We start from the raw sequence: 22,497 nt of genomic DNA, 5'->3' as shown, positions 1-22,497 counted from the left end.
CGTGCCCTGTATGACTGCCGATATGCCTGATACTGCCGCCCCCGCCTCCGCCACCCCCTTCGCTCCCGACGCCGCCCACATCGTGGGCATCGACCTGGGCACCAGCCACACCGTGGTGGCGCATGTGCCCGTGGGCGGCACGGCGGCCGACATCGCCTTGCTGCCCGTGGCGCAGCGTGTCTCGGCTGGCGAGGTCGCTGCCCAGGTGCTGCTGCCTTCTGCGCGCTACCAGGCGGCGCCCGGCGAACTGGGCGATGCCTGGCAGCAGCCCTGGGCGGCACTGGGCGCCGATGCGCAAGCGCCCGCTGTCAATGGCCGCTGGGCGCGTGATCTGGGCGCGGCCGTGCCGTCGCGCCTGGTGGCCAGTGCCAAGAGCTGGCTGTCGCACGCGGGCGTGGACCGCACGGCGGCCATCCTGCCCTGGGGCGCGCCCGAAGAGGTGGCCCGGCTGTCGCCGCTGCAGGCCTCGGCCAGTTACCTGGACCATGTGCGCCAGGCCTGGGACCGCACGCACCCCGGCGCGCCGCTGAGGGACCAGCTGGTCGTGCTGACCGTGCCGGCCTCATTCGACGAAGGCGCGCGCGCACTGACGCTGGAGGCCGCGCGGCTGGCCGGCCTGCCTGCGGTGCAATTGCTGGAGGAACCCAAGGCCGCCTTCCACGACTGGCTGGTGCTGCAGGGCGAACGCCTGGCGGCCGAGCTGGCGCACTGCCGCCTGGTGCTGGTGGTGGATGTGGGCGGCGGCACCACCGACCTGACCCTGATCCGCGTGCAGCCCGCTGAAGCTGGAGGCCTGCCCGTGCTGACACGCACGGCCGTGGGCGAGCACCTGATGCTGGGCGGCGACAACATGGACCTGGCGCTGGCCCATCGGCTGGAGCCGCAGTTCGCCCCGCCCGGCGAGCGTCTGCCCGCCGCACGCTTCGCCCAACTGGTGCAGCGCTGCCGCATGGCCAAGGAACAGTTGCTGGCCAGCGAGGCGCCCGAGTCCGTGGCCGTGACCCTGCTGGGCGGCGGATCGAAGCTGCTGGCGCAGACGCGCACGGCCATGCTGCGCCGCGACGAGGTGCGCGAGGCCGTGGTCGAAGGCTTCATGCCGCTGGCCGGCCTGCAGGATCTGCCCACCCGGCGCCAGGGCGCTTTGCGCGGCCTGGGGCTGCCCTATCCTGCCGATGCGGCGATCACACGGCACCTGGCGCAGTTCCTCGCGCAGCACGCGGCTGGGGAGTTGCCCGATGCGGTTCTGCTCAATGGCGGCGTCTTCCACGCCCATGCGCTGGCCCAGCGGCTGGTGGCGCAGCTGCAGGCCTGGCGCGGCCAGCCGCTGCGCCTGCTGCACAACCCGCATCCCGACTGGGCCGTTGCACGCGGCGCAGCGGCGCATGGCCTGGCCATGCATGTCCAGAGCCGTCCGTCTGAGGATCTGCCGGAATCGGAAGATGCCCGGACTGTGCCCGCCCCGGTACCGCGCATCGGCGGTGGCTCGCCGCGCAGCTACTGGCTGGTCCTGCCCGAGAAGGCGGGTGCCGCACCACAGGGCATCTGCCTGCTGCCGCGCGGCACGGAGGAGGGCGTGCGCATCGTGCTCTCCGGCCGGCGCTTTGCGTTGCGCCTGGGCCAGGCCGTGCGCTTTTCGCTGGTGGCCAACAGCCTGGCGGCGGCGCCTGCGCAGGCCGGCCGTATCGCGGCGCTCGACGGCGAGGGCTGGGTCGAGCTGCCCGCACTGTCCACCGTGCTGCCCGCGCCCGAAGGCCGGGACAAGGCCCAGGTCGAAGTGCAACTGCAGGCCTGCATGACCGAGGTCGGCACGCTGGAGGTGCGCTGCGTGGCCGCCGACGATGCGCAGCGCCAGTGGCTGCTGCCGTTCAGCGTGCGTGGTGCGCTGGCCGCAGATGCGCAGGACACCGGCGATCGTTCTGCCCGGCAGGGCCGGCTGGCGGACGCCGTGGCCCTGATCGAGCGCATCTTCGGCAGCCAGGCCCAGGAGGTGACGGCCAAGGAGGTCCGCCAGCTGCGCCAGTCGCTGGAGCGACGGCTGGGCCCGCGCGAGGACTGGGACCTGCCGCTGCTGCGCGCACTGTTCGACGCCTTGCTGGCCCGCGCCAGGCGCCGCCGCCGCACGGCCGAGCACGAGCGCGTCTGGCTGAACCTGGCAGGCTGGTGCCTGCGCCCCGGCGTGGGCGCCGAGCTGGACGGCTGGCGCATGCAGCAGGTCTGGCAACTGCATGGCCAGGGCCTGGGCCATGGCGGCGAGGCGGCCAACCGCACCGAATGGTGGGTGTTCTGGCGCCGCGTGGCCGCAGGCCTGGATGAGGCCCGGCAGATGGAGCTGCTGGAAGAGGTTGCCGGCCACATGCAAAAGGCCGTGCAGCAGTCCACGCAGCGCAGCCAGGGCAAGTCCGCCCATGGCAGCTACGACGACATGCTGCGCCTGTTCGCCGCCATGGAAGCTGTGCCCTGGCAGTACCGCCAGGAAATGGGCCAGTGGATGCTGCAGCGGCTGAAGCACCCCGGTGAATCCGTGCAGACCTGGTGGGCCATAGGCCGGCTGGCCGCGCGCATGCCGCTGGCCGCCAACGCCCACCGCGTCATGCCGCCCGAGGCTGCGCAGGAGTTCCTGGACGCCACCCTGGCCCAGGACTGGCGCCGCAATGAAACCGCCATGTTCGCTGCCGTGCAGATGGCCCGCATGACGGGCGACCGTGCGCTGGACCTGTCCGATGCCCAGCGCGCCCTGGTGCTGGAGCGGTTGCGCGGCGCCGGTGCACCGCAGCGCTGGATCGACCTGGTGGAACAGGTCCAGCAGATGGACGCCCATGATGCGAAGCGCAGCTTTGGGGATAGCCTGCCGCCGGGGCTGGTGCTGGTGGGGTGAGTGTGGTTGTTCAAAAAGAAGGCCCCGCACTGCGGGGCCTTCTTTTTGGGGAGGCACTGCAGCAGGTGCAGTGCGCTGTGCTTACTGCGAGTTCCAGACGTAGTAGGCGACACCTTCGTACTTGAAAACGGGATAGCTGGCGATCACGAAATCGCGTTCAGCCGCGTTGGCTGTGTAGAAGTGCGTGCCTGTCTGCACGTTGAAGAAGCGGAACATGGGAACGGTGCCATTGCCGGCGGCCGTCTGGGCATACCAGGACGTGCCCTCGCTCTTGAAGCTGGGATAGGTTGCGAGCACGTAGTCACGTTCAGGCTGGCTGATGGTGAAGAAGTGTGCGCCGGAGGCCGTGTTGAAGAAGCGGAACACCGGGTCCAGGCCCTGCTGCGGCTGGGTGGACGCATAGAAGGCCACGTTCTCGTACTGGAAGGCCGGGTAGGTGGCCACCACATAGTCGCGCTCGGAGGCGCTGGCGGTATAGAAGTGAGCGCCGGTCTGGCGGTTGAAGAAGCGGTAGATGGCGGTGCGGGCCTGTCCGGTGCCGGTGTCCACGCCGCCCGTGCCCGTGTCTGCAGCAAGCCACTTCTGCACATTGGGGAAGAGCAGGTCAAAGCGCCCATAGATCGAGTTGCCACCCGTGCGCGAACAGGTCTGGTCGTCGCCGCCGTAGAGCGTGCCGACCAGCAGGCCATTCAGGAACAGGCCCGAACCGCTGCTGCCCGGCTGCGTCAGGCCCTGGTCCCAATTCACGCTGAGGTAGCCGCCATCGCGGTACCGGCAGGTCATGGTGGCATCGCTGGAGGGTTCGCAGGCCAAGGAGCGGTCATAGGTGCCGAAGCTGATCTTCTGCAGGTCGCCGCGCGGGTGGTGTATGCCTACCACCTTGGCGCCACTGGTCAGGGCCTGGGTGGACCAGCCGGCAAAGACGGCGCCTGCAGGGGCGGCTTCGTTGAGCCGCAGCAAGCTGCCGTCATAGGTGGCGGTGGCGTACAGCAGGGTGGCGCCGTTGCGCAGCGTGCGCGAGGCCGACGACAGCGTGCGGCTGTTGCACGAGGGCGTGCGATAGAACCACGAAGTCTCCAGCGTGGAGGCCACGGTCTGGGTGCTGATGCAATGGTTGGCCGTGAGGAAGTAGGGCGTTCCGGAGCCTGCCTTGTCGTTGATCAGCGTGCCCGAGCACACATAGCCCTGGCCGTTCTGGACATAGAACATGCGCGCCACGGCGTTGCGCTGCGCGCTGTAGGCGTCATAGCAGGTGGAGTCCAGGTGGCATGACAGGGACTCGTTGAGCTGGGCCGAGAACACGTTCTCGCCCTCCAGCGGCAGCGACAGGTTCTCGTACACGTGCATGACGCGCGGAATGGCCAGTCGCAGCGCATCGGCAGGCGTGCCGGGCGGCAGGTCGATCTCCAGGGTGACCTCGTCGCCGCCGCTGTCGGGAGTCCACCAGGTGCGGCCGTCGGCGCTGGCATCGCCTGCGTCCTTGTTGGCCTGCAGCAGCTGCAGCACGCGCTGGCCCGAAATTTCATAGGCGCCGGCGCGGTCGCCCTGGGCATAGATGCGCAGCAGGGCGCTGCCGGGCAACTGCTCGATTTCCACACCCAGGCGAATGCCGTAGGCACCTTCGGAGCGCACGCTGACTGCGGCAATCAGCCCGCCGTCGGCCGAGGTCTGCCATTGCAGTTGCCCGCCCAGGGCCTGGGTGGTGGCGGTCTGGCTGCTGGGGCGCTGTGCGCCCACCTGCAGGGCGCCGCCCACAGTGGCCGAGGCGGCTCGCACATCCTTCCAGGTGCCCAGTTCCACGCGCAGCGGCGTGGGGGTGACGGCTGCGGGGGAAGACATGCTGCGCGAAGCCAGGAACTCCCGAGGCGTGTCCTGCGGCTGGACGCGCGAGTCCACGCTCATGCGGGGGATGAACTGAGGCACATCTGTGGCGCCCTCCTGCCCCCATGCCAGCCCCAGGCTGCCGGCCAAGGCGAGCGCCAGCGCGACGCTGCGCAAGCCCCTGCGCGCAGTGGTGTCGAAAAGATCGGTCATGAGCTCCCTCTCAACGGATTGGTGGATATTGCGAAACCCGGGCATTTTAGGTGTTGTGTGCGTGACAGCCCGGTGACGGCAGGGCCGTCCGGCGCTTCCTAGAATGGTCGCTGCGCTGCAGCGGCAGCCGGGTGCGTACACTGCGAGCGCCGTGCCTGCCCCACACATCTGCCCCCTGTCATCTACCAAGGATCTGATCCAGCATGAGCCACTCCTACTCCGACACCCAACTCCTGATCGACGGCCAATGGCAGGACGCCGCCAGCGGCAGGAAGATTCCCGTGCGCAATCCGGCCAGCGGCGAGGTCATCGGCCATGTGGCCCATGCCGACGTGGCCGACCTGGACCGTGCGCTGGCCGCCGCTCAACGCGGCTTCGAGACCTGGCGCAAGGTCTCCGCCCATGAGCGCGGAGCCGCCATGCGCCGTGCCGCAGCCCTGCTCAAGGACCGGGCCGACGAGATCGCCGCCCTGCTGACGCAGGAGCAGGGCAAGCCGCTGGCCGAGGCCAAGGGCGAGATCCTGGCCGGCGTGGGCATCATCGAATGGTTTGCCGACGAGGCGCTGCGCGTGTATGGCCGCATCGTGCCCTCGCGCCGTCCCGAGGTGCAGCAGCTGGTGATCAAGGAGCCCGTGGGTCCCGTGGCCGCCTTCACGCCCTGGAACTTCCCCGTCAACCAGATCGTGCGCAAGATCGGCGCGGCGCTGGCCACAGGCTGCTCCTTCCTGTGCAAGGCGCCCGAGGAAACGCCGGCCGCGCCTGCCGCCCTGTTCAAGTGCTTTGTCGATGCCGGCGTGCCCGCCGGGGTGGTGGGCCTGGTGTTCGGCGATCCGGCCCAGATTTCCTCCTACCTGATCGCCCATCCCGTGATCCGCAAGGTCACGTTCACGGGTTCCACGCCCGTGGGCAAGCAGCTGGCGGCGCTGGCCGGCCAGCACATGAAGCGCTCGACCATGGAGCTGGGCGGCCACGCGCCGGTCATCGTGGCCGAGGATGCCGATGTGGCGCTGGCCGTCAAGGCGGCGGGGGCGGCCAAGTTCCGCAATGCAGGCCAGGTCTGTATCTCGCCCACGCGCTTTCTTGTGCACAACAGCGTGCGCGAGGAGTTCACACGCGCCATGGTGGCGCATGCCGAAGGCCTCAAGGTCGGCGATGGCCTGGTGCAGGGCACGCAGATGGGCCCGCTGGCCAATCCGCGCCGCGTCACCGCACTGGCCCATTTCATCGAGGACGCGCAAAAGCAGGGCGCCAAGCTGCTCACGGGCGGCGGCTCCCTGGGCGACAAGGGCAACTACTTTGCACCCACGGTGCTGGGCGATGTGCCGCTGAGCGCCGAGATCTTCAACCAGGAGCCTTTCGGCCCCGTGGCTGCCATCCGCGGCTTCGACGATCTGGGCGATGCCATCGCCGAGGCCAACCGCCTGTCCTATGGCTTGGCCGCCTATGCGTTCACGCGCTCCATCAAGACCGCTCACCAGCTGGCGCAGCAGGTCGAGGCCGGCATGCTGTGGATCAACCAGCCGGCCGTGGCCTCGGCCGAGATGCCGTTCGGCGGCATCAAGGACTCGGGCTACGGCTCCGAAGGCGGCCCCGAGGCGCTGGAGGCCTACCTGGTCTCCAAGGCCGTGTCCATTGCCGCCGTGTGATCATGGCCGGCTGAACGATGAACGGCCCCTGAGGGGGCCGTTTTTCATGGGTGCGGCTTGCGCGCGGGAATGCGGTAGATGACGGCCGCGTACTTGGGCCGTTGCTGTTGCTCCACGACGACCCCGCCCAATCCTTCGGCGATGCGCCGGCTGGCCGTGTTGGCCTCGGCCACCGGGTAGCTGAAGGACTGTGGGGCGAAGGTTTCCGCGGCCCAGGCGGCCAGGGCGGCAACGGCTTCGCGGCCATGGCCCTGGCCATGCGCGTCCTCGCGTATCCAGATGCCGAGTTCGGGCTCGGCATCGCGCGCGCGGTGCAGGCCCAGCAGGCCGGTGAATCGGCCTGACGCGCGCTCGCGCAGCGTGAAGTTGAAGTCCGTGCCGGCTGCGATCTCCCGCAGCCATCCGCGCCAGACCGCCTCGAAATCGGCAGGCGCCGATGGCGGCTCGAACGACAGGTAGCGCGTCAACGTGGGCGTGATGCAGGCAAAGGCCTCATCGGCATCGACGGCAGTGAAGGGGCGCAGCGCCAGGCGCTGTGAGGTGATGGTGGTGTCGCTCCACGACATGGATGCTTTCCTTGCAACAGGGGGACAGGGAGCGTGGGGCGCTGTCGGCCTGGGCTGGCCATTCTGGCATGGGTCCGTGCTTCAGCCGGCATTGCGGAAGAAGGCTTCGTGCTGCGCGATCTCGTGCGCGGCATGGCGCAGCTGGCGGGCCTGGTCTGGATGGCGTTCGGCCACGCGCTGCGCCAGTGCGCGCAAAAGCGGCGGGCACTGGCCGGGCGCCTGCTGCAGCCGCTGCAGGCGCAGCAGCGCGGCGCGCACGGCGCGGGCGGTGCCGTCGCCCAGGGCCGCTTCCCCGGACAGTTGATGAAGCGCCTGGATGGCGCGGCCCACATGCAGTGCGGCCAGGCCGCACTCGGCCGCCTGCGCGCCCAGCTGCCCTCCAGCCTGCTCCGACATGCGCACCAGGCGCAGCAGCCGGTGGTACAGGCGGGCGCGCCAGATGCGGCCATCGCGCGCATGGCCCGGCGTGGCGGCCATGTCCTGCAGCTCGTGGACCATCATGGAGCGCAGGCCCTGCAGCCGTCCCTGCAGGGTGACCGGCAGGATGAATCGGTAGGCAGCCCAGCCGGCCAGCGGCCCGGACACCACCGCCAGCCCCAGGGCCAGCGCATGGCCGAAGCTGGCCGTCTGCGGGTAGTGGGGCTGCAGCAGGAGCAGCAGCACCATGTTGCAGTCATAGCCCGAGAGCGCGGTGCGCTGGTGCGAGAACAGCAGTGCGCCCACGTAGACAAAGGGCAGCATCAGCCACACCAGGCCCGCCTGGCTGCTGGCGAACGGCCAGACCAGCCACTGGCAGGCCAGGGCCACCAGCACGCCCATGGCCTGGCCCAGGGTCACATGGCGCATGGTGGCCGACGGGTTCTCGAAGCCCGAGAACACGGTCAGCATGATGGACATGCCCAGCAGCATGTAGGCACCGCCGCTCCAGCCCGTCACCACCCACAGCAGGCCCACGATGGCGATGGCCGCGCTGGCACGCAGCATGGCGCGGCGCGCGCCCAGCCAATCGCTGTGCAGCACCACGGGCCATTGGCGGGCGCGGTGGCCGGGCGGCAGGGCCACGTCATGGGTGGCGGCCAGGTGAGCCTGCAGCGCAAAGCCCATCGGGGCCAGCATGTCGGCTGCGCCGGGCCAGGCCACAGCGGCCTCGCGTGCGCGTACCAGGGCCGCCGCGGCCTCGTGCAACTGCACGCGCGTCTCCAGCGCCACGGCGGCTTCGCGCAGCGCCTGCGCGGCGGCCAGGGCCTGCGCCTCGCCAAAGGCCGCAGGCGGCTCCTGCGACGGTGCATCGCGCAGCCACAGCAGGGCCGAGATCTGGGCATTCATGAGCCGGCGCAGCGCGTGCACGGCCTCGCGCGAGCGCTGCGATCCTGCGGCGTGCGGGTCCAGCCCCTCCTCGATCACCGCCATGGCCAGCAGGCGGGCGGCGATCTCCTGCGAGCCCAGTGACGAACGGCCGCGCGCCTGCAGGCTGTCGGCCAGATCGCGCAACAGCCGGGCAAACAGCTGGCGTACCTCGGCATTGCCGGGAATGCCGCTGCCCTTGGGCGTGAACAGCCAACCCACGAGCAAGGCTGCGAATACGCCGGTCAGCGCGGTGAACAGCCGGTCCCAGCCCAGGGCGAAGACCTGCTCGGGATGGGCGAAGTCCAGCAGCGCGACCATGGCCGCCGAATAGCCGGCCAGCATGGTGCCGTAGGCCACGAAGCTGCGCTGCAGATTGCCCACGCCCGCACACAGGCCCAGCCAGACGGCCAGGCCCAGCACCAGCCACAGCAGGTTTCCCTGGGCCAGCAGCACCAGGCCCACGCCCACGGCCGTGCCGGCCACGGTGCCTGCGACCCGGAAAAAGCTTTTCTCGACCAGTTGCCCGCGCAGCGGCTGGGATGCGGCCCAGGTGGCCATGGCGGCCCACTGCGGATGCTCCAGCCCCAGCTGCCAGGCGGCCAGCAAGGCCAGGCAGGCGGCGAAGGCCGTGCGCAGGTGCTGGCGCAGGCGCACGGGGTCGAAACCCCAGCGGGCCGAGGCCTGCAGCAGGCGGCCATAGGCATCGTGGAGGGCGCTCATGGCGCGCCTTCCGTGCGCAGCGCGCCCATGCGCGCCTGGATCTTGGCCATGCCGGCCAGCATGGCCTCGACCTCGGCATCGTCCAGGTCCTGCAGCATGGCCAGCTCGGCCTGCAGCATGGTGGCGCGCACGCGGTCCACGGCGCCGTTGCCTTCATCGGTCAGGAAGATGCGCTTGCTGCGCCGGTCACCGGGGTCGGCGCGGCGCTCCACCCAGCCGTGGCCTTCCAGAATGTCGAGCAGGCGCACCAGGCTGGAGCCGTCCAGGCCCACACGCTCGGCCAGTTCCTTTTGCGTGACGCCATCGCCCCAGGCGCGCAGGTGGATCAGCGGCGCCCAGGTGGCGTCGGTCAGGCCGTCGGCCAGCAGTTGCTCCTCGACCTGGCGGCGCCATTGGCGTACCAGGGTGACCATGAGAAAGCCGAGACGGGCGCGGGGAGGGGCAGAGGCAAAGGACATGCCTCGATTATCTTTGTAGTTCAATTAATTTGCATTGCAAATTAATTGTGCCTGCATTTGATTTAAGGGTATTCCCTTGTTCTGGAAGGCAGGCCGTCCATGAAAAAGGCCCTGCGAGACGATGCCTCGCAGGGCCGGTCGATGGATGCTGGCAGCTTCAGAGCAGGCCGGGCACCCAGCGGTTGAAGAGCAGGCCCGCTACCAGCAGCCATGCGAAAAGCAAGGCGGCCAGCAGCAGAGGCTTCGTGCCTGCGGCACGCACGGCGCGGACATGGGTGGTCAGGCCCAGGGCCGCCATGGCCACGGCCAGCAGCGCGTTGTCCAGCTGCACGCCCACCTGCACCACGGCAGCAGGCAGCACGCCCAGCGAGTTCACGCCGGCCATGGCGACGAAGCCCAGCGCGAACCAGGGAATGGTGATGCGGCGCGGCTGGCCGTCGCTCACCTGGCTGCTGCGGTTGCCGCGCGCCACCGCCATGGACAGCAGCAGCAGGAAGGGGGCCAGCATCATCACGCGCACCATCTTGGAGATCACCGCCACGTCCGCAGCTTCGGGCGCAATGGCTTCGCCGGCGGCCACGACCTGGGCCACCTCGTGCACGGTGGAGCCCACGTACAGGCCGTACTGCGCGGGCGACATGTCCAGCCAGCCGTGGGAAGCGTTCCAGTGGAACAGCGCGGGGTAGAGAAAGGTGCCGACGGTGCCGAAGACCACCACGGTGGCCACGGCCACGGCCACGTCTTCGGCACGTCCCTTGATCACGGGTTCGGTGGCCAGCACGGCAGCGGCGCCGCAGATGGAGCTGCCCGCGCCGATCAGCACCGTGGTGCGCGCATCCAGCCCGAAGACGCGGCGGCCCAGCCACTGCGCCAGCAAAAAGGTGCTGCCCAGCACCAGGGCATCGACCACCACGCCGGCCATGCCCACATGGCCTATGTCCTGGAAGGTCAGCCGCAGGCCGTAGAGCACGATGCCCGCGCGCAGCAGGCGCTGCTTGGCCAGGCCCACGCCGGCATGGCAGCTGGGCGCCAGGCGCGGATAGACGGTGTTGCCGATGACCAGGCCGATGCAGATGGCCAGCGTGAGCGCGCTCAGGCCCGAGCCGGCCAGCAGGGGCTGGCGTGCGCCCCAGGTGGCGGCTGCGGCAATGGCGCCTGCCAGCAGCAGGCCGGGCGCAAGCTCGGTCAAATGGCGAAGCCAGCCAGGGAGGGAGGAGCGTGGGAGGGAAGTGGTGTTCATGGTGCCTGCGCGCCGCGTCAGGAGCGCGGTGCATGGGAGGCACTTTAGATTTCTTGGCTATATTCGTATAACGAATAGTTTTTGTAGCATCAACCGGGGAAACAGGTTGATGCCTCGTCCAGACTGCACGCCATGCTGCATCTCACCCTGCGCCAACTTGAAATCTTCTGCGCCGTTGCCCAGGCCGGCTCCACCGTGGCGGCGGCCGATGCCGTGGCCCTGTCGCAGTCGGCCACCAGCGCCGCGCTGCAGCAGCTGGAGCAGGCCATGGGCGCCCAGCTGTTCGAGCGCGTGGGCCGGCGGCTGGCGCTCAACGACGCGGGGCGCGCCCTGCTGCCCGAGGCGCTGGCGCTGCTGGAGCAGGCCAGGGGCATAGAGCAGGCGTTTTCGGTGCGGGCCGCCAGCCTGCCCGTGCGTCTGCGCGTGGCAGCCAGCACCACCATAGGCACCTATGCGCTGCCGGCTGTGCTCGCGCACCTGGCGCGCAGCCAACCGCACCTGAGCGTGGACCTGCAGATCGCCAACACGCGCGAGGTGGGCCAGGCCGTGGAATCGCTGGACGTGGACCTGGGCCTGATCGAGGGCACCAGCCACTGGCCCGGGCTGGAGGTCGAGCCCTGGATGCGCGACGAACTCGTCATCGTGGCTGCAGCACAGGACCCGCTGGTGCAGGCCGCGGGCCAGCGCCCGCTGGGCGTGGCCGCCTTGCGCGGTGCGCGCTGGCTGCTGCGCGAGCCGGGCTCGGGCACGCGCGAGATGGTGGAGCATGCCTTGCTGCCGCATCTGCACCAGCTGCCGGCCGCCGCCACGCTGGGCAGTTCGGAGGCGATTGCGCGCTGCGTGGCCCAGGGCCTGGGCATCAGCTGCCTGTCGCGCGTGCTGGTGCAGGCCCTGGTCGCCTCGGGAGAACTGGCCGTGCTGCCGACCACGCTGCCGCGCATGTGGCGCGATTTCTCGCTGGTGCAGCGGGCAGGCAAGCGCCGCTCGCCGGCGCTGGCGGCCTTCGTGCAGGCCTGCAGGTCCCAGGCGCAGGAATGAGCCCAGGCTACTTTTGCAGCGGTATCGGCGTGTTGCGCGGCACGGGCACGGCGGTGACGCTGTTCTGCGGCGAGCCTTCGATCACGCGGTCCGAGTAGGTCATGTAGACCAGGGTGTTGCGCTGCGCATCGACCATGCGCACCACGCGCAGACGCTTGAACAGCAGCGAGATGCGTTCGGTGAACACCTCGTCCTGCTGCTTGAGCGGCGCAGGGATCTGGATGGGTCCGGTATGCACGCAGCTGATCGAGGCTTCGGCGCGGTCCTCGGCCAGGCCCAGCCCGCCCTTGATGCCGCCGGTCTTGGCGCGCGAGACATAGCAGGTCACGCCCGCCACCTTGGGATCGTCATAGGCATCGACCACGATCTTGTGGTCCGGGCCTATGAACTTGAACACCGTGTCCACCGCGCCGACCTGCTCGGCGCGCGCACCGCAGGCGCCCAGCAGCAGCGTGGCCAGAGCGGCCGTGAGCAAGGCCCGGCCTCGCGGGAAATACTTCGCACTGGGTTTGATCATGGCGTTGCGTATGAGAGTGGCGCGGCCCAACTCAGGGACACCGAGGAAGGGCCGCCCCGCCCCGAGGGTGTCGTCCCCCTCCCGCGAAGCGAGAGAGGGGGAAGGCGCAAAGCGCCTCAGGGGGTGTTTTCACCCGCCACATGGCGGCGAAGATGCTCCAGGGCTTCCTCGACCTGATCCACCAGCACCAGGCACAGGTCGCCGGGCGTCAGCCGCGCCAGCGCGTGGTCGATGGCGTTGAACTCGCCCTGGATCTGGGTCACGTAGCCGGTGCGCGGTGCGCCTTGCAGGCCTTGCTGCAGCAGGGCCAGGACTTCACCGTCGGCGCGGCCGCGCTGGCAGGCATCCTGGTAGAGGATGACGTCGTCGAAGGCGCGGCCCAGGATCTGGGTCTGCTCGGTGATGTCCTGGTCGCGGCGGTCGCCCGCGCCGCTGATGACCACGCTGCGGCGCTGGGCCGGCATGGCATCCACGGCCTGCACCAGGGCGCGGATGGCGTCGGGGTTGTGGCCGTAGTCGGCGATCAGCGTGGCGCCACGGTAGTCCATGACGTTGAAGCGTCCGGGGGCGTTGTCGCTGTCGTTGACGAAGCCGGCCAGCCCGCGGCGGATGGTCTGCCACGGCAGGCCCACGCCCCAGGCGGCGGCGATGGCGGCCATGACGTTCTCCACCTGGAAGGTGATGGTGCCGTTGCGCGTGATGGGGATCTCGCGCAGGGCGATGGTCTCGCGCCACGAGCTTTCGGCCGCAACGATGCTGTCGCCGTCCACGTAGACCACGCGGTTGCCCTGGGCGCGGTGCGTGGCCATCACGGGGTGGTGGCGGTCGGCCGCGAAATAGATGACCTTGCCCGGCGAGGTGGAGGCCATGGCGGCCACCAGCGGGTCGGCGGCGTTGAGCACGGCATAGCCGTCGGCGGCCACGTTCTGCACGATGACGCGCTTGAGCACGGCCACGTCTTCCACCGTGGTGATGTAGTTCAGGCCCAGGTGGTCGCCCGCGCCCACGTTGGTGACCACGGCCACCTGGCAGCGGTCGAAGCCCAGGCCTTCGCGCAGGATGCCGCCGCGCGCGCATTCGAGCACGGCCGCATCGGTCTCGGGGTGGGCGAGGGCGTTGCGCGCGCTGCGCGGGCCCGAGCAGTCGCCGCTGTCGATCTGGCGGCCGTTGACGTAGACGCCGTCGGTATTGGTCATGGCCGTGCGCCAGCCATGCGAGGTGAACAGGTGGGCGATCAGGCGCGTGGTCGTGGTCTTGCCATTGGTGCCGGTGACGGCCACCAGCGGGATGCGGCCATCCTGGCCGGGTGCGAACAGCTCATCGACCATGGGCACGCCCACGTTGCGGGGCTTGCCGAAGGACGGCGCCAGGTGCATGCGCAGGCCCGGTGCGGCGTTGACTTCGACGATGCCGCCGTTTTGCTCCTCCAGCGGGCGCAGCATGGTCTCGCAGACCACGTCCACGCCGCAGATGTGCAGGCCGATGGTCTGGGCGGCCTCGACGGCGCGCGCGGCGATGTCGGGGTGCACGTCGTCCGTCACATCGGTGGCGCTGCCGCCGGTGGACAGGTTGGCGTTGTTGCGCAGCACCACGCGCTGGCCCTGGGCCGGCACGGATTCGGGCGTGAGCCCTTCGGTGGCGATGCGCGCGATGGCGATGTCGTCCAGGCGGATCTTGGTCAGCGCCGTGCCGTGGCCCGAGCCGCGGCGCGGGTCCTGGTTGACCAGCTCGACCAGTTCGCGGATGGTGTGCTGGCCGTCGCCCAGCACCTGGGGCGGCTCGCGGCGCGCAGCGGCCACCAGCTGGCCGCCGACCACCAGCAGGCGGAAGTCGTGGCCCGGCAGGAAGCGTTCGACCATGATGTCGTCGCCGAATTCCGAGGCGGTGGCGAAGGCGGCCTTGAGCTGCTCGTGCGTGGTGATGTTGACCACCACGCCCTTGCCCTGGTTGCCGTCCTGGGGCTTGACCACCACGGGCAGGCCCACTTCCTGGGCCACGAGCCAGGCTTCTTCCACGTCCTTGACGGGGCGGCCCAGCGGCACGGGCACGCCTGCGGCGTGCAGCAGGCGCTTGGTCAGGTCCTTGTCCTGGGCGATGGATTCGGCCACGGCGCTGGTCTGGTCCAGCTCGGCGGCCTGGATGCGGCGGGCCTTGGAGCCCCAGCCCAGTTGCACCAGCGAGCCCGAGGTCAGGCGGCGGATGGGAATGCCGCGCGCCACGGCCGCATCGACGATGGAGCCTGTGGAGGGGCCGATGCGCTCGTCCTCGTCGAGTTCACGCAGCTCGGCCACCACCTTGTCGGCGTCGAAGGGCGTGTCGGCCAGTGCCGACTGCAGCAGCGCACCGGCCTGTTCCATGGCCAGGCGGCCCACGGATTCCTCGGTGTACTCCACCACCACCTGGTAGGTGCCGGCTTCCACGGTCTCGTGCGTGCGGCTGAAGGTCACGGGGCAGCCGGCCTGGGCCTGCAGCGACAGGGCCGCCACTTCCAGCACATGGGCCAGCGACAGGCGCTGGTCGGCACCGTGCGGCTGCAGCGTGCCGATCTTGGGAAAGCGTGCGCGCAGCCGGTCCTCGAACCCTGCCAGGGCCGAGTAGTCACAGTCGCCGGGCTCGCATTGCACGATGGCTTCGATGGCGGTGCTGCGGGTCCAGAGATTGGGGCCGCGCAGGGCTCGGATGCGGGTGATCTGCATAGTGTCTTCTTTCGGAGGGCAGGCCCGCGTCGCCGGGCCTGCCTGCATGTCATCGTGTGGTCGGGCTCAGGCGGCGGCGGTGGAAACCGCAGCGGCGGCCGGCGTGTAGTCGAAGGTCTTGATGCCGGCGACGATGAGGTCGGGGGCAATGTCCATGGACCACGCCGCGGCAATGGCAGCGAGCAGGGCCGGCGTGTCCGGGCGCAGGCCGCCGGGCAGGCTCAGCGCGTCCAGCGTGCCCAGCACGCGCTCGGCGGCGCCCGTGGCCAGGATCAGCTGGTTGCCGCGCACGAAGACGGCACGGCCTTCGCTCTCGCAACGGTGGGCCGCTACCACGGGGCTGTCTGCCTGCATCGAATAGAACAGCACCTCGCCGTCGCACAGGCGGGCCAGGTCGGCCACCTGTTCGATGTCGGCATTGAGGACGCCCGCGCCTTCGTCCAGCACCACGTCGATCTGGGTGCGCATCACGCGCGTCATCTGCGACTGTTCATGCACGTCATGGTCGGGCAACTGCTCGAAGCCGTCCATGTCGGTGACCACGCCGACCAGGCAGCGGTCGTAGGCCAGGCCTTCCTCCAGGATGGAGCGGGCCGTGGTCTGGATGACGGCGGCCTGGGCCAGGCGGTTGGTCAGCAGGCGGTGGGCGCCGGCCCAGTTGGCGGTGTTGGTCTTCTGGGTCTGGCGGTTGGACAGGAACATGCCCTCGCTGCTGGCCACGCCCGTGAGCTTGCCCGACAACTGCAGCAGCCAGCCCACCAAGCGGGCCGTGAAACCGTTGTTGCGCGTGCCGGCAATGCCGACCAGGGGGATGCGGCCGGCGCCCGTGCCCTCTTCGGTGCGCGGGAACAGGTGGTCGGCGATGGCCATGCCCACGGGGCGCGGCGCGCCGCTGGTGGGCTTCAGATGCATCAGCAGGCCGGGGCCGGCGTTGACTTCGAGGATGGCGCCGCCCTGCTCCTTCATGGGGCGCGAGACGTCCTGCAGGATCATGTCCATGCCCGCGATGTCCAGGCCCACGATCTTGGCGGCCAGCGTGGCCATGTAGGCCACTTCGGGATGGACTTCGTCGGTGCAGTCGATGGCCATGTTGCCGTTGCGCTGCAGCAGCACGCTGGTGCCCTGGGCAGGAATGGTGTCGGGCGTGACGTTCTGGCGCTTGAGTTCCAGCTTCACGGCCGGGGCTTCGAGGTTGATCCAGTCCAGCGGGTATTCCTGCTCGGGGCCGCGACGCGGGTCCTGGTTGACCACGGCGACCAGTTCGCGAACCGTGGACTTGCCATTGCCGGCCACGCTCACGGTCTCGCCACGGCAGGCGGCAACCACCTTGCCGCCCACCACCAGGATGCGGTGCTCGGTGCCGTCGATGAAGCGTTCGACGATGACGTCCGAGCCTTCGGGCTGGGCCAGCGCGAAGGCGGCCTTGATGTCGGCCTCGTCGCGCAGGTCCAGCGTCACGCCGCGTGCGTGGTTGCCGTCCGAGGGCTTGACGGTGACGGGAAAGCCGATGTCCTGCGCCACTTCCCAGGCTTCCTCGGGGCTGTGGACGATCTGGCCTTCGGGCACGGGCACGCCGCAGGCGGCCAGCAGGCGCTTGGTGAAGTCCTTGTCCTGGGCAATGCCCTCGGCGATGGCGCTGGTCTGGTCGCTCTCGGCGGTCCAGATGCGGCGCTGCGCGGCGCCATAGCCCAGTTGCACGAGGTTGCCGTCATTGAGGCGGATGTGGGGGATGCGGCGCTCGCCGGCCGCATCGACGATGCAGCCCGTGCTCGGGCCCAGGTAGCGGTCGTTGATCTCGGTCTTGATGGCCTTGATGGCGGCCTTCAGGTCGAAGGGCTCGTCATTGATGGCGGCCATGATCAGCCTGTGGCCATGGGCCAGGGCCGTGCGCGCCACGGTTTCCTCGGGGCAGCGGAAGACCATGCGGTACACGCCGCGCTGCGAGATCTCGCGGGTCTGGCCGAACTCGGCAGGCATGCCCGCCAGGTTCAGCAGCTCGATGATGATGTGCTCCAGCACGTGGCCGCACCAGGTGCCGCCTTCCAGGCGCTGGATGAAGCCGCCGCGCTCGCCCACGCCGCAGTGGTGCTCGACCAGGTCGGGCAGCCAGGCCGTCAGGCGCTCGTTGAAACCGGGAAGCTTGTTCGAGGGATAGTCCTCCAGCTCGCCCAGATCCAGCCAGACCTCCAGCACGGGACGGTAGGTCCAGACGCTGGGTCCACGCAGGTAGGTGGTGCGCAAGAGTTGGATGTCTTTGAATTTCGCCATGTCGGTCAACGGGTAAGCGTGAACGACGACCCGGATTCGGATCGCCGGAGAATGGGAGAGGATTGTGCGCCCAGAAAACCCATGCGCAGTGTTGTCAGCCTAAACCAGGGTTGGCGCGTTGAGCAGGGTATGCCGTGCAACGCGCGGGATATCCACCGGGGAGCTGCGGTTGCCCGCATGACACCAGGAGCCGCCAGGGGCGGGAAAAACAACTCAACATGCAAGAACACCATTCTGTGGACGTTTCGGCCTTCCTTGCCAGCCCCCGCGGGGCTGAGCTGCGAGCCAGGCTCGCTTCCAATGAAAACGTGCTGGCCCTCGCCACGGTTGACCTGACCCTGGATATGCGCTTCGGCGAAGGCTGGGTTGTCCTGACCAACCAGCGCCTCATCGCCTGTGATCCTGAGGATCAGCGATGGAGTGAGTGGATACTCTCGGTCGATCAGAATTTGCGTACGCTGGACCACGGCGGCGTGGGCAACCTCGAATTGCATGGTCCTGCGGCTCGGCTGGCGCTGTGGCGCTTCACCCTGCGCCACCAGGCGGGCGTATTGCGCCTGCTGCAACAGTTCGATCACCAGCGTGAGCGCATGGCGCGTGGCGAGGACTTCGACGGGCCCGAGGACGATGTGCCCCGCTGCCCGGCCTGCCAGACCGAGCTGCCGCCTGAGGCCGACGAATGCCCGGCCTGCGCGCGCCAGCAGGGTCCGCAGACCTCCACCTGGGTGCTGCTGCGCCTGTGGCGCTTTGCCCATCCCTACCGGCACCAGCTGCTGCTGGGCTTTTTGCTGACCCTGGCCTCCACGGGCGCCACCCTGGTGGCGCCCTACCTGACGATTCCCATCGTGGACAAGATCCTGATCCCGTTCCAGAACGGGCAGCAGATCGACAGCAGCCTGGTGGTCTTCTACCTGAGCGGCCTGCTTGCGGCGGCGCTGGTGGCCTGGGGCCTGGGCTGGGCGCGCACCTTCGTGCTGGCCAAGGTCTCCGAGCGCATTGGCTCGGACCTGCGCACGACCACCTACAACCACCTGCTGACGCTGTCGCTGGACTACTACGGCAGCAAACGCACGGGCGACCTGATGGCGCGCATCGGGGCGGAAACAGATCGCATCAATTTGTTTCTATCCTTGAACGCGCTGGATTTTGCGACCGATGTGCTGATGATCGTGATGACCTCGGTCATCCTGTTCTCCATCAATCCATGGCTGGCCCTGGTCACCCTGGTGCCGCTGCCCTTCATCGCCTGGATGATCCACCTGGTGCGTGACCGCCTGCGCACGGGCTTCGAGAAGATCGACCGCGTCTGGTCCGAGGTGACCAATGTGCTGGCCGACACCATTCCCGGCATCCGTGTGGTCAAGGCCTTCGCCCAGGAAAAGCGCGAGGCCGACCGCTTCGCCCAGGCCAATCTGGTCAACCTGCAGGCCAACGACAAGGTCAACAAGACCTGGTCGCTGTTCACGCCCACGGTGACGCTGCTGACCGAGATCGGCCTGCTGGTGGTCTGGGGCTTCGGCATCTGGCTGGTGGCGGGCGGCCAGATCACGGTCGGTATCCTGACGGCCTTCATCGCCTACATCGGCCGCTTCTACAGCCGCCTGGATTCGATGAGCCGCATCGTCTCGGTCACACAGAAGGCGGCAGCCGGCGCCAAGCGCATCTTCGACATCCTGGACCACGTGAGCAACGTGCCCGACCCGGTCAACCCGGTCAAGCTGCCGCGCGTGCAGGGTGCCATCACGCTGGACAACCTGACCTTCCGCTACGGCAGCCGCGCCGTCATCAAGAACCTGGATCTGCAGATTCGCCCGGGTGAAATGATTGGCCTGGTCGGCCACAGCGGCTCGGGCAAGAGCACCCTGGTCAACCTGATCAGCCGCTTCTACGACGTGAGCGAAGGCTCCATCCAGCTCGACGGCGTGGATATCCGCCGGCTCAAGGTGTCGGACTTCCGCAGCAACATCGGCCTGGTGCTGCAGGAGCCCTTCCTGTTCTTCGGCACCATTGCCGAGAACATCGCCTACGGCAAGCCCGACGCCACGCGCGAGGAAATCGTGGCGGCCGCGCGTGCGGCCCATGCCCATGAATTCATCCTGCGCCTGCCGCACGGCTATGACTCCCTGGTCGGCGAACGCGGCCAGGGCCTGTCGGGCGGCGAGCGCCAGCGCATCTCCATCGCGCGCGCGCTGCTGATCGACCCGCGCATCCTGATCCTGGACGAGGCCACCTCGGCCGTGGACACCGAGACCGAGAAGGAAATCCAGAAGGCGCTGGACAACCTGGTGCAGGGCCGCACGACGATTGCCATCGCCCACCGTCTGTCCACGCTGCGCAAGGCAGACCGCCTCGTGGTCATGGACCGGGGCGAAATCGTGGAAGTGGGGCCGCACGACGAACTGATGGAAAAGCAGGGCGCCTACTGGCGCCTATACCAGGCCCAGGCGCGGCGCGCCGAAGAGGATGCCCAGGCCGCAGGCCTGACCCTGGTCGCAACCACCATCGAGGAATAAGCCATGTCCACTGCCCAACATTGCGCCGCCGGCGCCGATCTGAGCCGCGTACGCGTGGAGCGCAACGCCCATGGCCGCCTGGTGCTGATCCTGGCCGACGGCACGCGCCATGAATCCGTGGTGCCCGTGCGCGCCTTTCCCATTGCCGCGCCGCTGCAAGGCCTGTCCCTGGTCTGTGCCGATGGCAAGGAGGCGCTGTGGGTGGACCACATGGACCACCTGCCCGCGCAGGCCCGCACGCTGATCGAGCAGGATCTGGCCGTGCGCGAGTTCGTGCCCGTCATCCAGCGCATCCGCAAGGTGTCCAGCTATTCCACGCCCAGCACCTGGGACCTGGAGACCGACCGCGGTCCCGCGCAGCTCGTGCTCAAGGCCGAGGAGGATATCCGCCGCCTGTCGGGCCGCACGCACCTGATGATCACCAGCCAGGACGGCGTGCAGTTCAGCGTGCCGGACAGCACGGCGCTGGACCGTGCCTCGCGCAAGATGCTGGAGCGTTTCCTCTAGCGCCTGGTCAGGGTGGTTTCGGGGTTTACCCTTGGTTTGAGGCAGGCCTGGGCGTCTTTCAAAAAAAGCGCTTCAGTTCTTTCAGGTTCTGTCGATGATGAGGCGACGGCGGGAAATTCCCGCCCACAGCACACATCCAGCAAGAGGGTCGAGCCATGCCAATTCCACCTGTTGACCGATCGCCCATACCGTGGCGCCCGCAAAGCGCCGATCTGTACTCCACCGGCGCGTCGGGCGCGGTGCCCGTGCGTCCCGTGAACGCTGCCAATCCTGTCGAATCCACGGACCGCATCGGCGAAGGCCGTGTGATTCGCGATCCTGAAAAACCGTCCGTGGTGGACCAGGAAAACCGCGACTGGACGCTGGCCGAGGAGATCAAGCAGAAGGAAGAGGTCGAGGAGCCGCCCAAGGAGCCGATTTCCAAGCAGCTCATCGAGTTCATCCAGTCCATGTGGCGCGCCAGCGCCATGGCCGTGGAGCAGGCCCAGGAGGTCAGCAAGGCCGATGACGTGGCCCGCAACAAGCTGCAGGTGCGCGAGGAGCCGTTGACCTATTCGGAACCCAAGGTCAAGCGTACCGGCGGACTCTGAGTGTCAGTGGCTGAATGCGCAGGCTCAGTCCTTTGAGCCTTCGCCTTCCTTCGTGTCCCTGGCAGCGGACACGGCTGCGGCATGCTCGGCGGCCTTTGCCTCTTCGGCCTGCGCCTTGGCCTTCGCCTTGTCGCGCTCGGCGCGGTACTTGACGGCAAAGGCCTGCACTTCCGCATAGGAGACGTAGCCGTCCTTGTCGGTGTCGGCCTCGTCGAAGGCCGCCGCCAGGCGCGGGAACAGCGCCACTTCGGTGCGGCTGAGCTTGCCGTCCTTGTTGAAGTCCAGCATCTTGAATTCGCGCTGGGCCTTGATTTCCCCCTTGGTCAATGGCGCCGGGCTGGCCGAGGCCTGTCCGGTGGACGCCTTGTCGGCCGTCTCGGCCGCCTGCGCGCGCGCGGCGGGCAGCATGAAGGCGCTGGTCAGCAGGACGGCAGCGGCGGCCTGCAGCACAGGCGGCCGGCGCAGCAGGGCGGAGCGGTTCATGAGGGGAAAATGCATGGCACCTATTTGGGCATGGAACCGGTGTCTGCAAGCCAGGGCTGTGCGCCCTTTGCAATTGTTTACTTCAGCGGATCGGCGTCCGGATTGGAGACGCCGCTGTTCACATGGCCTGCGGGCACATGGCGGGCCGCCGAGCTGACATGGCCCGATTGGTCGTCGAAGAAGAAATCCGGCTCGAACTCGCGCAGGAAGGGGCCTTTTTCCAGGCCGCCGAGGAACATGGCCTCGTCCACGGTGATTCCCCAATCGAGCAATGTGCGGATGGCGCGCTCGTGCGCCGGCGCACTGCGCGCCGTCACCAGGGCCGTGCGAATGCGCATGGTCTGGGACGAGTCCGCCTGCTGCTGAAGCCGGTGAAGGGCTTGCAGCAGGGGTTTGAACGGCCCTTCTCCCAGGGGCGTGGCGGCATGGGAGACCTCATGGCGCAGAAAGGCCGGCAGCCCGCCTTGCTGGTAGATGCGCTCGGCCTCGTCGGAGAACAGCACGGCATCGCCGTCGAAGGCAATGCGCACTTCCTGCGGGTAGCGGTCGCCTGCGGGCGTGGAGTCGACCATCACGCGCGCCGCGGGAAAGCCGATGGACAGGGCCTTGCGCACATCGACCTCGTTGGCCGAGAGGAACAGGTGGGCGCCCAGCGGCCGCAGGTAGGAAAACGGATCGCGCCCGCGCGTGAACACGCCGCGCTCTATGTGCATGTCGGCCGCCTTGGCCGAGGCGAACACGCGCATGCCGCTGGCCGGGTCGTTGCGCGACAGCATCATCACCTCCACGCGCTGCACTTCGGGCGTATTGAAGGCCAGCAGCTTGCGCACCAGCGGGAAGGCGATGCCCGGGCGTGCCGGCTGGTGCACCAGGTCCAGCTGGCGGCGCATGTAGGCCTGCTCGTCGCCCGCATCGAACAGCCGGTTCTCTTCCTCGAAGTCGAACAGTGCGCGCGATGAGATGGCAACGACCAGCTTGTCTTGCAGGGTCACGGGCATG

The 22,497-nt window shown here is 68.8% G+C and carries 16 protein-coding genes; 6 read left to right on the top strand and 10 right to left on the bottom strand.

Features of this window, described 5'->3' with window-relative positions:
* Positions 1 to 22: 22 nt before the first annotated feature.
* A complete protein-coding gene (locus ACF8NF_RS04770) occupies positions 23 to 2,875 on the top strand; it encodes an Hsp70 family protein (protein ID WP_392450152.1) in 2,853 nt (950 codons plus the stop codon).
* 81 nt (positions 2,876 to 2,956) lie between these two features.
* Here the strand turns inward: ACF8NF_RS04770 and ACF8NF_RS04765 are convergent, their stop codons facing one another.
* Positions 2,957 to 4,909: a trypsin-like serine protease gene (locus ACF8NF_RS04765; RefSeq protein ID WP_074921550.1), complete on the bottom strand. Its 1,953-nt coding sequence runs from the start codon at positions 4,907 to 4,909 to the stop codon at positions 2,957 to 2,959.
* Between the two features lie 203 nt (positions 4,910 to 5,112).
* Between ACF8NF_RS04765 and ACF8NF_RS04760 the strand changes: the two genes are divergently transcribed.
* On the top strand, positions 5,113 to 6,555 hold the full coding sequence (locus tag ACF8NF_RS04760) for an NAD-dependent succinate-semialdehyde dehydrogenase (RefSeq protein ID WP_016448756.1): 1,443 nt from the start codon (positions 5,113 to 5,115) through the stop codon (positions 6,553 to 6,555).
* 44 nt (positions 6,556 to 6,599) lie between these two features.
* Here the strand turns inward: ACF8NF_RS04760 and ACF8NF_RS04755 are convergent, their stop codons facing one another.
* From ACF8NF_RS04755 to ACF8NF_RS04740, 4 genes are all read right to left on the bottom strand, one after another.
* Entirely contained in the window at positions 6,600 to 7,121 is a 522-nt protein-coding gene (locus ACF8NF_RS04755) for a GNAT family N-acetyltransferase (protein WP_310044406.1), read from the bottom strand.
* Between the two features lie 81 nt (positions 7,122 to 7,202).
* Positions 7,203 to 9,188 carry an FUSC family protein gene (locus tag ACF8NF_RS04750; RefSeq protein ID WP_392450149.1) on the bottom strand — a complete coding sequence of 662 codons (1,986 nt, stop codon included), beginning with the start codon at positions 9,186 to 9,188 and terminating at the stop codon, positions 7,203 to 7,205.
* On the bottom strand, positions 9,185 to 9,646 hold the full coding sequence (locus ACF8NF_RS04745; protein WP_016448753.1) for a MarR family winged helix-turn-helix transcriptional regulator: 462 nt from the start codon (positions 9,644 to 9,646) through the stop codon (positions 9,185 to 9,187). Before ACF8NF_RS04745 ends, ACF8NF_RS04750 begins: the two co-directional genes overlap by 4 nt.
* 157 nt (positions 9,647 to 9,803) lie before the next feature.
* The gene (locus ACF8NF_RS04740; RefSeq protein ID WP_392450147.1) at positions 9,804 to 10,886 is read right to left on the bottom strand and encodes a YeiH family protein; all 1,083 of its coding nucleotides are present in this window, start codon (positions 10,884 to 10,886) and stop codon (positions 9,804 to 9,806) included.
* A gap of 132 nt (positions 10,887 to 11,018) precedes the next feature.
* Between ACF8NF_RS04740 and ACF8NF_RS04735 the strand changes: the two genes are divergently transcribed.
* Positions 11,019 to 11,924: a LysR family transcriptional regulator gene (locus tag ACF8NF_RS04735; protein WP_043790029.1), complete on the top strand. Its 906-nt coding sequence runs from the start codon at positions 11,019 to 11,021 to the stop codon at positions 11,922 to 11,924.
* 7 nt (positions 11,925 to 11,931) lie between these two features.
* Here the strand turns inward: ACF8NF_RS04735 and ACF8NF_RS04730 are convergent, their stop codons facing one another.
* From ACF8NF_RS04730 to cphA (ACF8NF_RS04720), 3 genes are all read right to left on the bottom strand, one after another.
* Positions 11,932 to 12,441, bottom strand: coding sequence for a CreA family protein (locus ACF8NF_RS04730; protein ID WP_392450145.1), 510 nt, complete (start codon positions 12,439 to 12,441; stop codon positions 11,932 to 11,934).
* Positions 12,442 to 12,557: 116 nt separating this feature from the next.
* Positions 12,558 to 15,137 (bottom strand): cyanophycin synthetase, encoded by a 2,580-nt coding sequence (gene cphA, locus ACF8NF_RS04725; RefSeq protein WP_017407310.1) that lies wholly within the window; start codon positions 15,135 to 15,137, stop codon positions 12,558 to 12,560.
* Between the two features lie 66 nt (positions 15,138 to 15,203).
* Positions 15,204 to 17,405: a cyanophycin synthetase gene (cphA, locus tag ACF8NF_RS04720; protein WP_392450144.1), complete on the bottom strand. Its 2,202-nt coding sequence runs from the start codon at positions 17,403 to 17,405 to the stop codon at positions 15,204 to 15,206.
* Positions 17,406 to 17,623: 218 nt separating this feature from the next.
* Here cphA (ACF8NF_RS04720) and ACF8NF_RS04715 point away from each other — a divergent pair, with 218 nt between their 5' ends.
* From ACF8NF_RS04715 to ACF8NF_RS04705, 3 genes are all read left to right on the top strand, one after another.
* Positions 17,624 to 19,918, top strand: coding sequence for an ABC transporter ATP-binding protein (locus ACF8NF_RS04715; RefSeq protein ID WP_016448747.1), 2,295 nt, complete (start codon positions 17,624 to 17,626; stop codon positions 19,916 to 19,918).
* Between the two features lie 3 nt (positions 19,919 to 19,921).
* Complete coding sequence (locus ACF8NF_RS04710) at positions 19,922 to 20,425, top strand: DUF1854 domain-containing protein (RefSeq protein WP_016448746.1); 504 nt, start codon at positions 19,922 to 19,924, stop codon at positions 20,423 to 20,425.
* Between the two features lie 155 nt (positions 20,426 to 20,580).
* Positions 20,581 to 21,015, top strand: coding sequence for a hypothetical protein (locus tag ACF8NF_RS04705; protein WP_016450864.1), 435 nt, complete (start codon positions 20,581 to 20,583; stop codon positions 21,013 to 21,015).
* A gap of 24 nt (positions 21,016 to 21,039) precedes the next feature.
* Here ACF8NF_RS04705 and ACF8NF_RS04700 read toward each other — a convergent pair whose 3' ends face one another.
* Together ACF8NF_RS04700 and ACF8NF_RS04695 are read right to left on the bottom strand one after the other, a co-directional pair.
* Positions 21,040 to 21,513 (bottom strand): EF-hand domain-containing protein, encoded by a 474-nt coding sequence (locus tag ACF8NF_RS04700; protein ID WP_016448744.1) that lies wholly within the window; start codon positions 21,511 to 21,513, stop codon positions 21,040 to 21,042.
* Positions 21,514 to 21,575: 62 nt separating this feature from the next.
* Positions 21,576 to 22,496 carry a 5'-nucleotidase gene (locus ACF8NF_RS04695; protein WP_047218876.1) on the bottom strand — a complete coding sequence of 307 codons (921 nt, stop codon included), beginning with the start codon at positions 22,494 to 22,496 and terminating at the stop codon, positions 21,576 to 21,578.
* Between the last annotated feature and the right edge of the window lies 1 nt (position 22,497).

The organism is Delftia sp. WSY_22 (assembly GCF_043104185.1).
In the GTDB taxonomy this organism is placed as follows: Bacteria; Pseudomonadota; Gammaproteobacteria; order Burkholderiales; family Burkholderiaceae_C; genus Comamonas; species Comamonas tsuruhatensis.
Note: the sequence above shows the minus strand (reverse complement) of the source record. Positions and strands in the feature narration are given on the sequence as shown.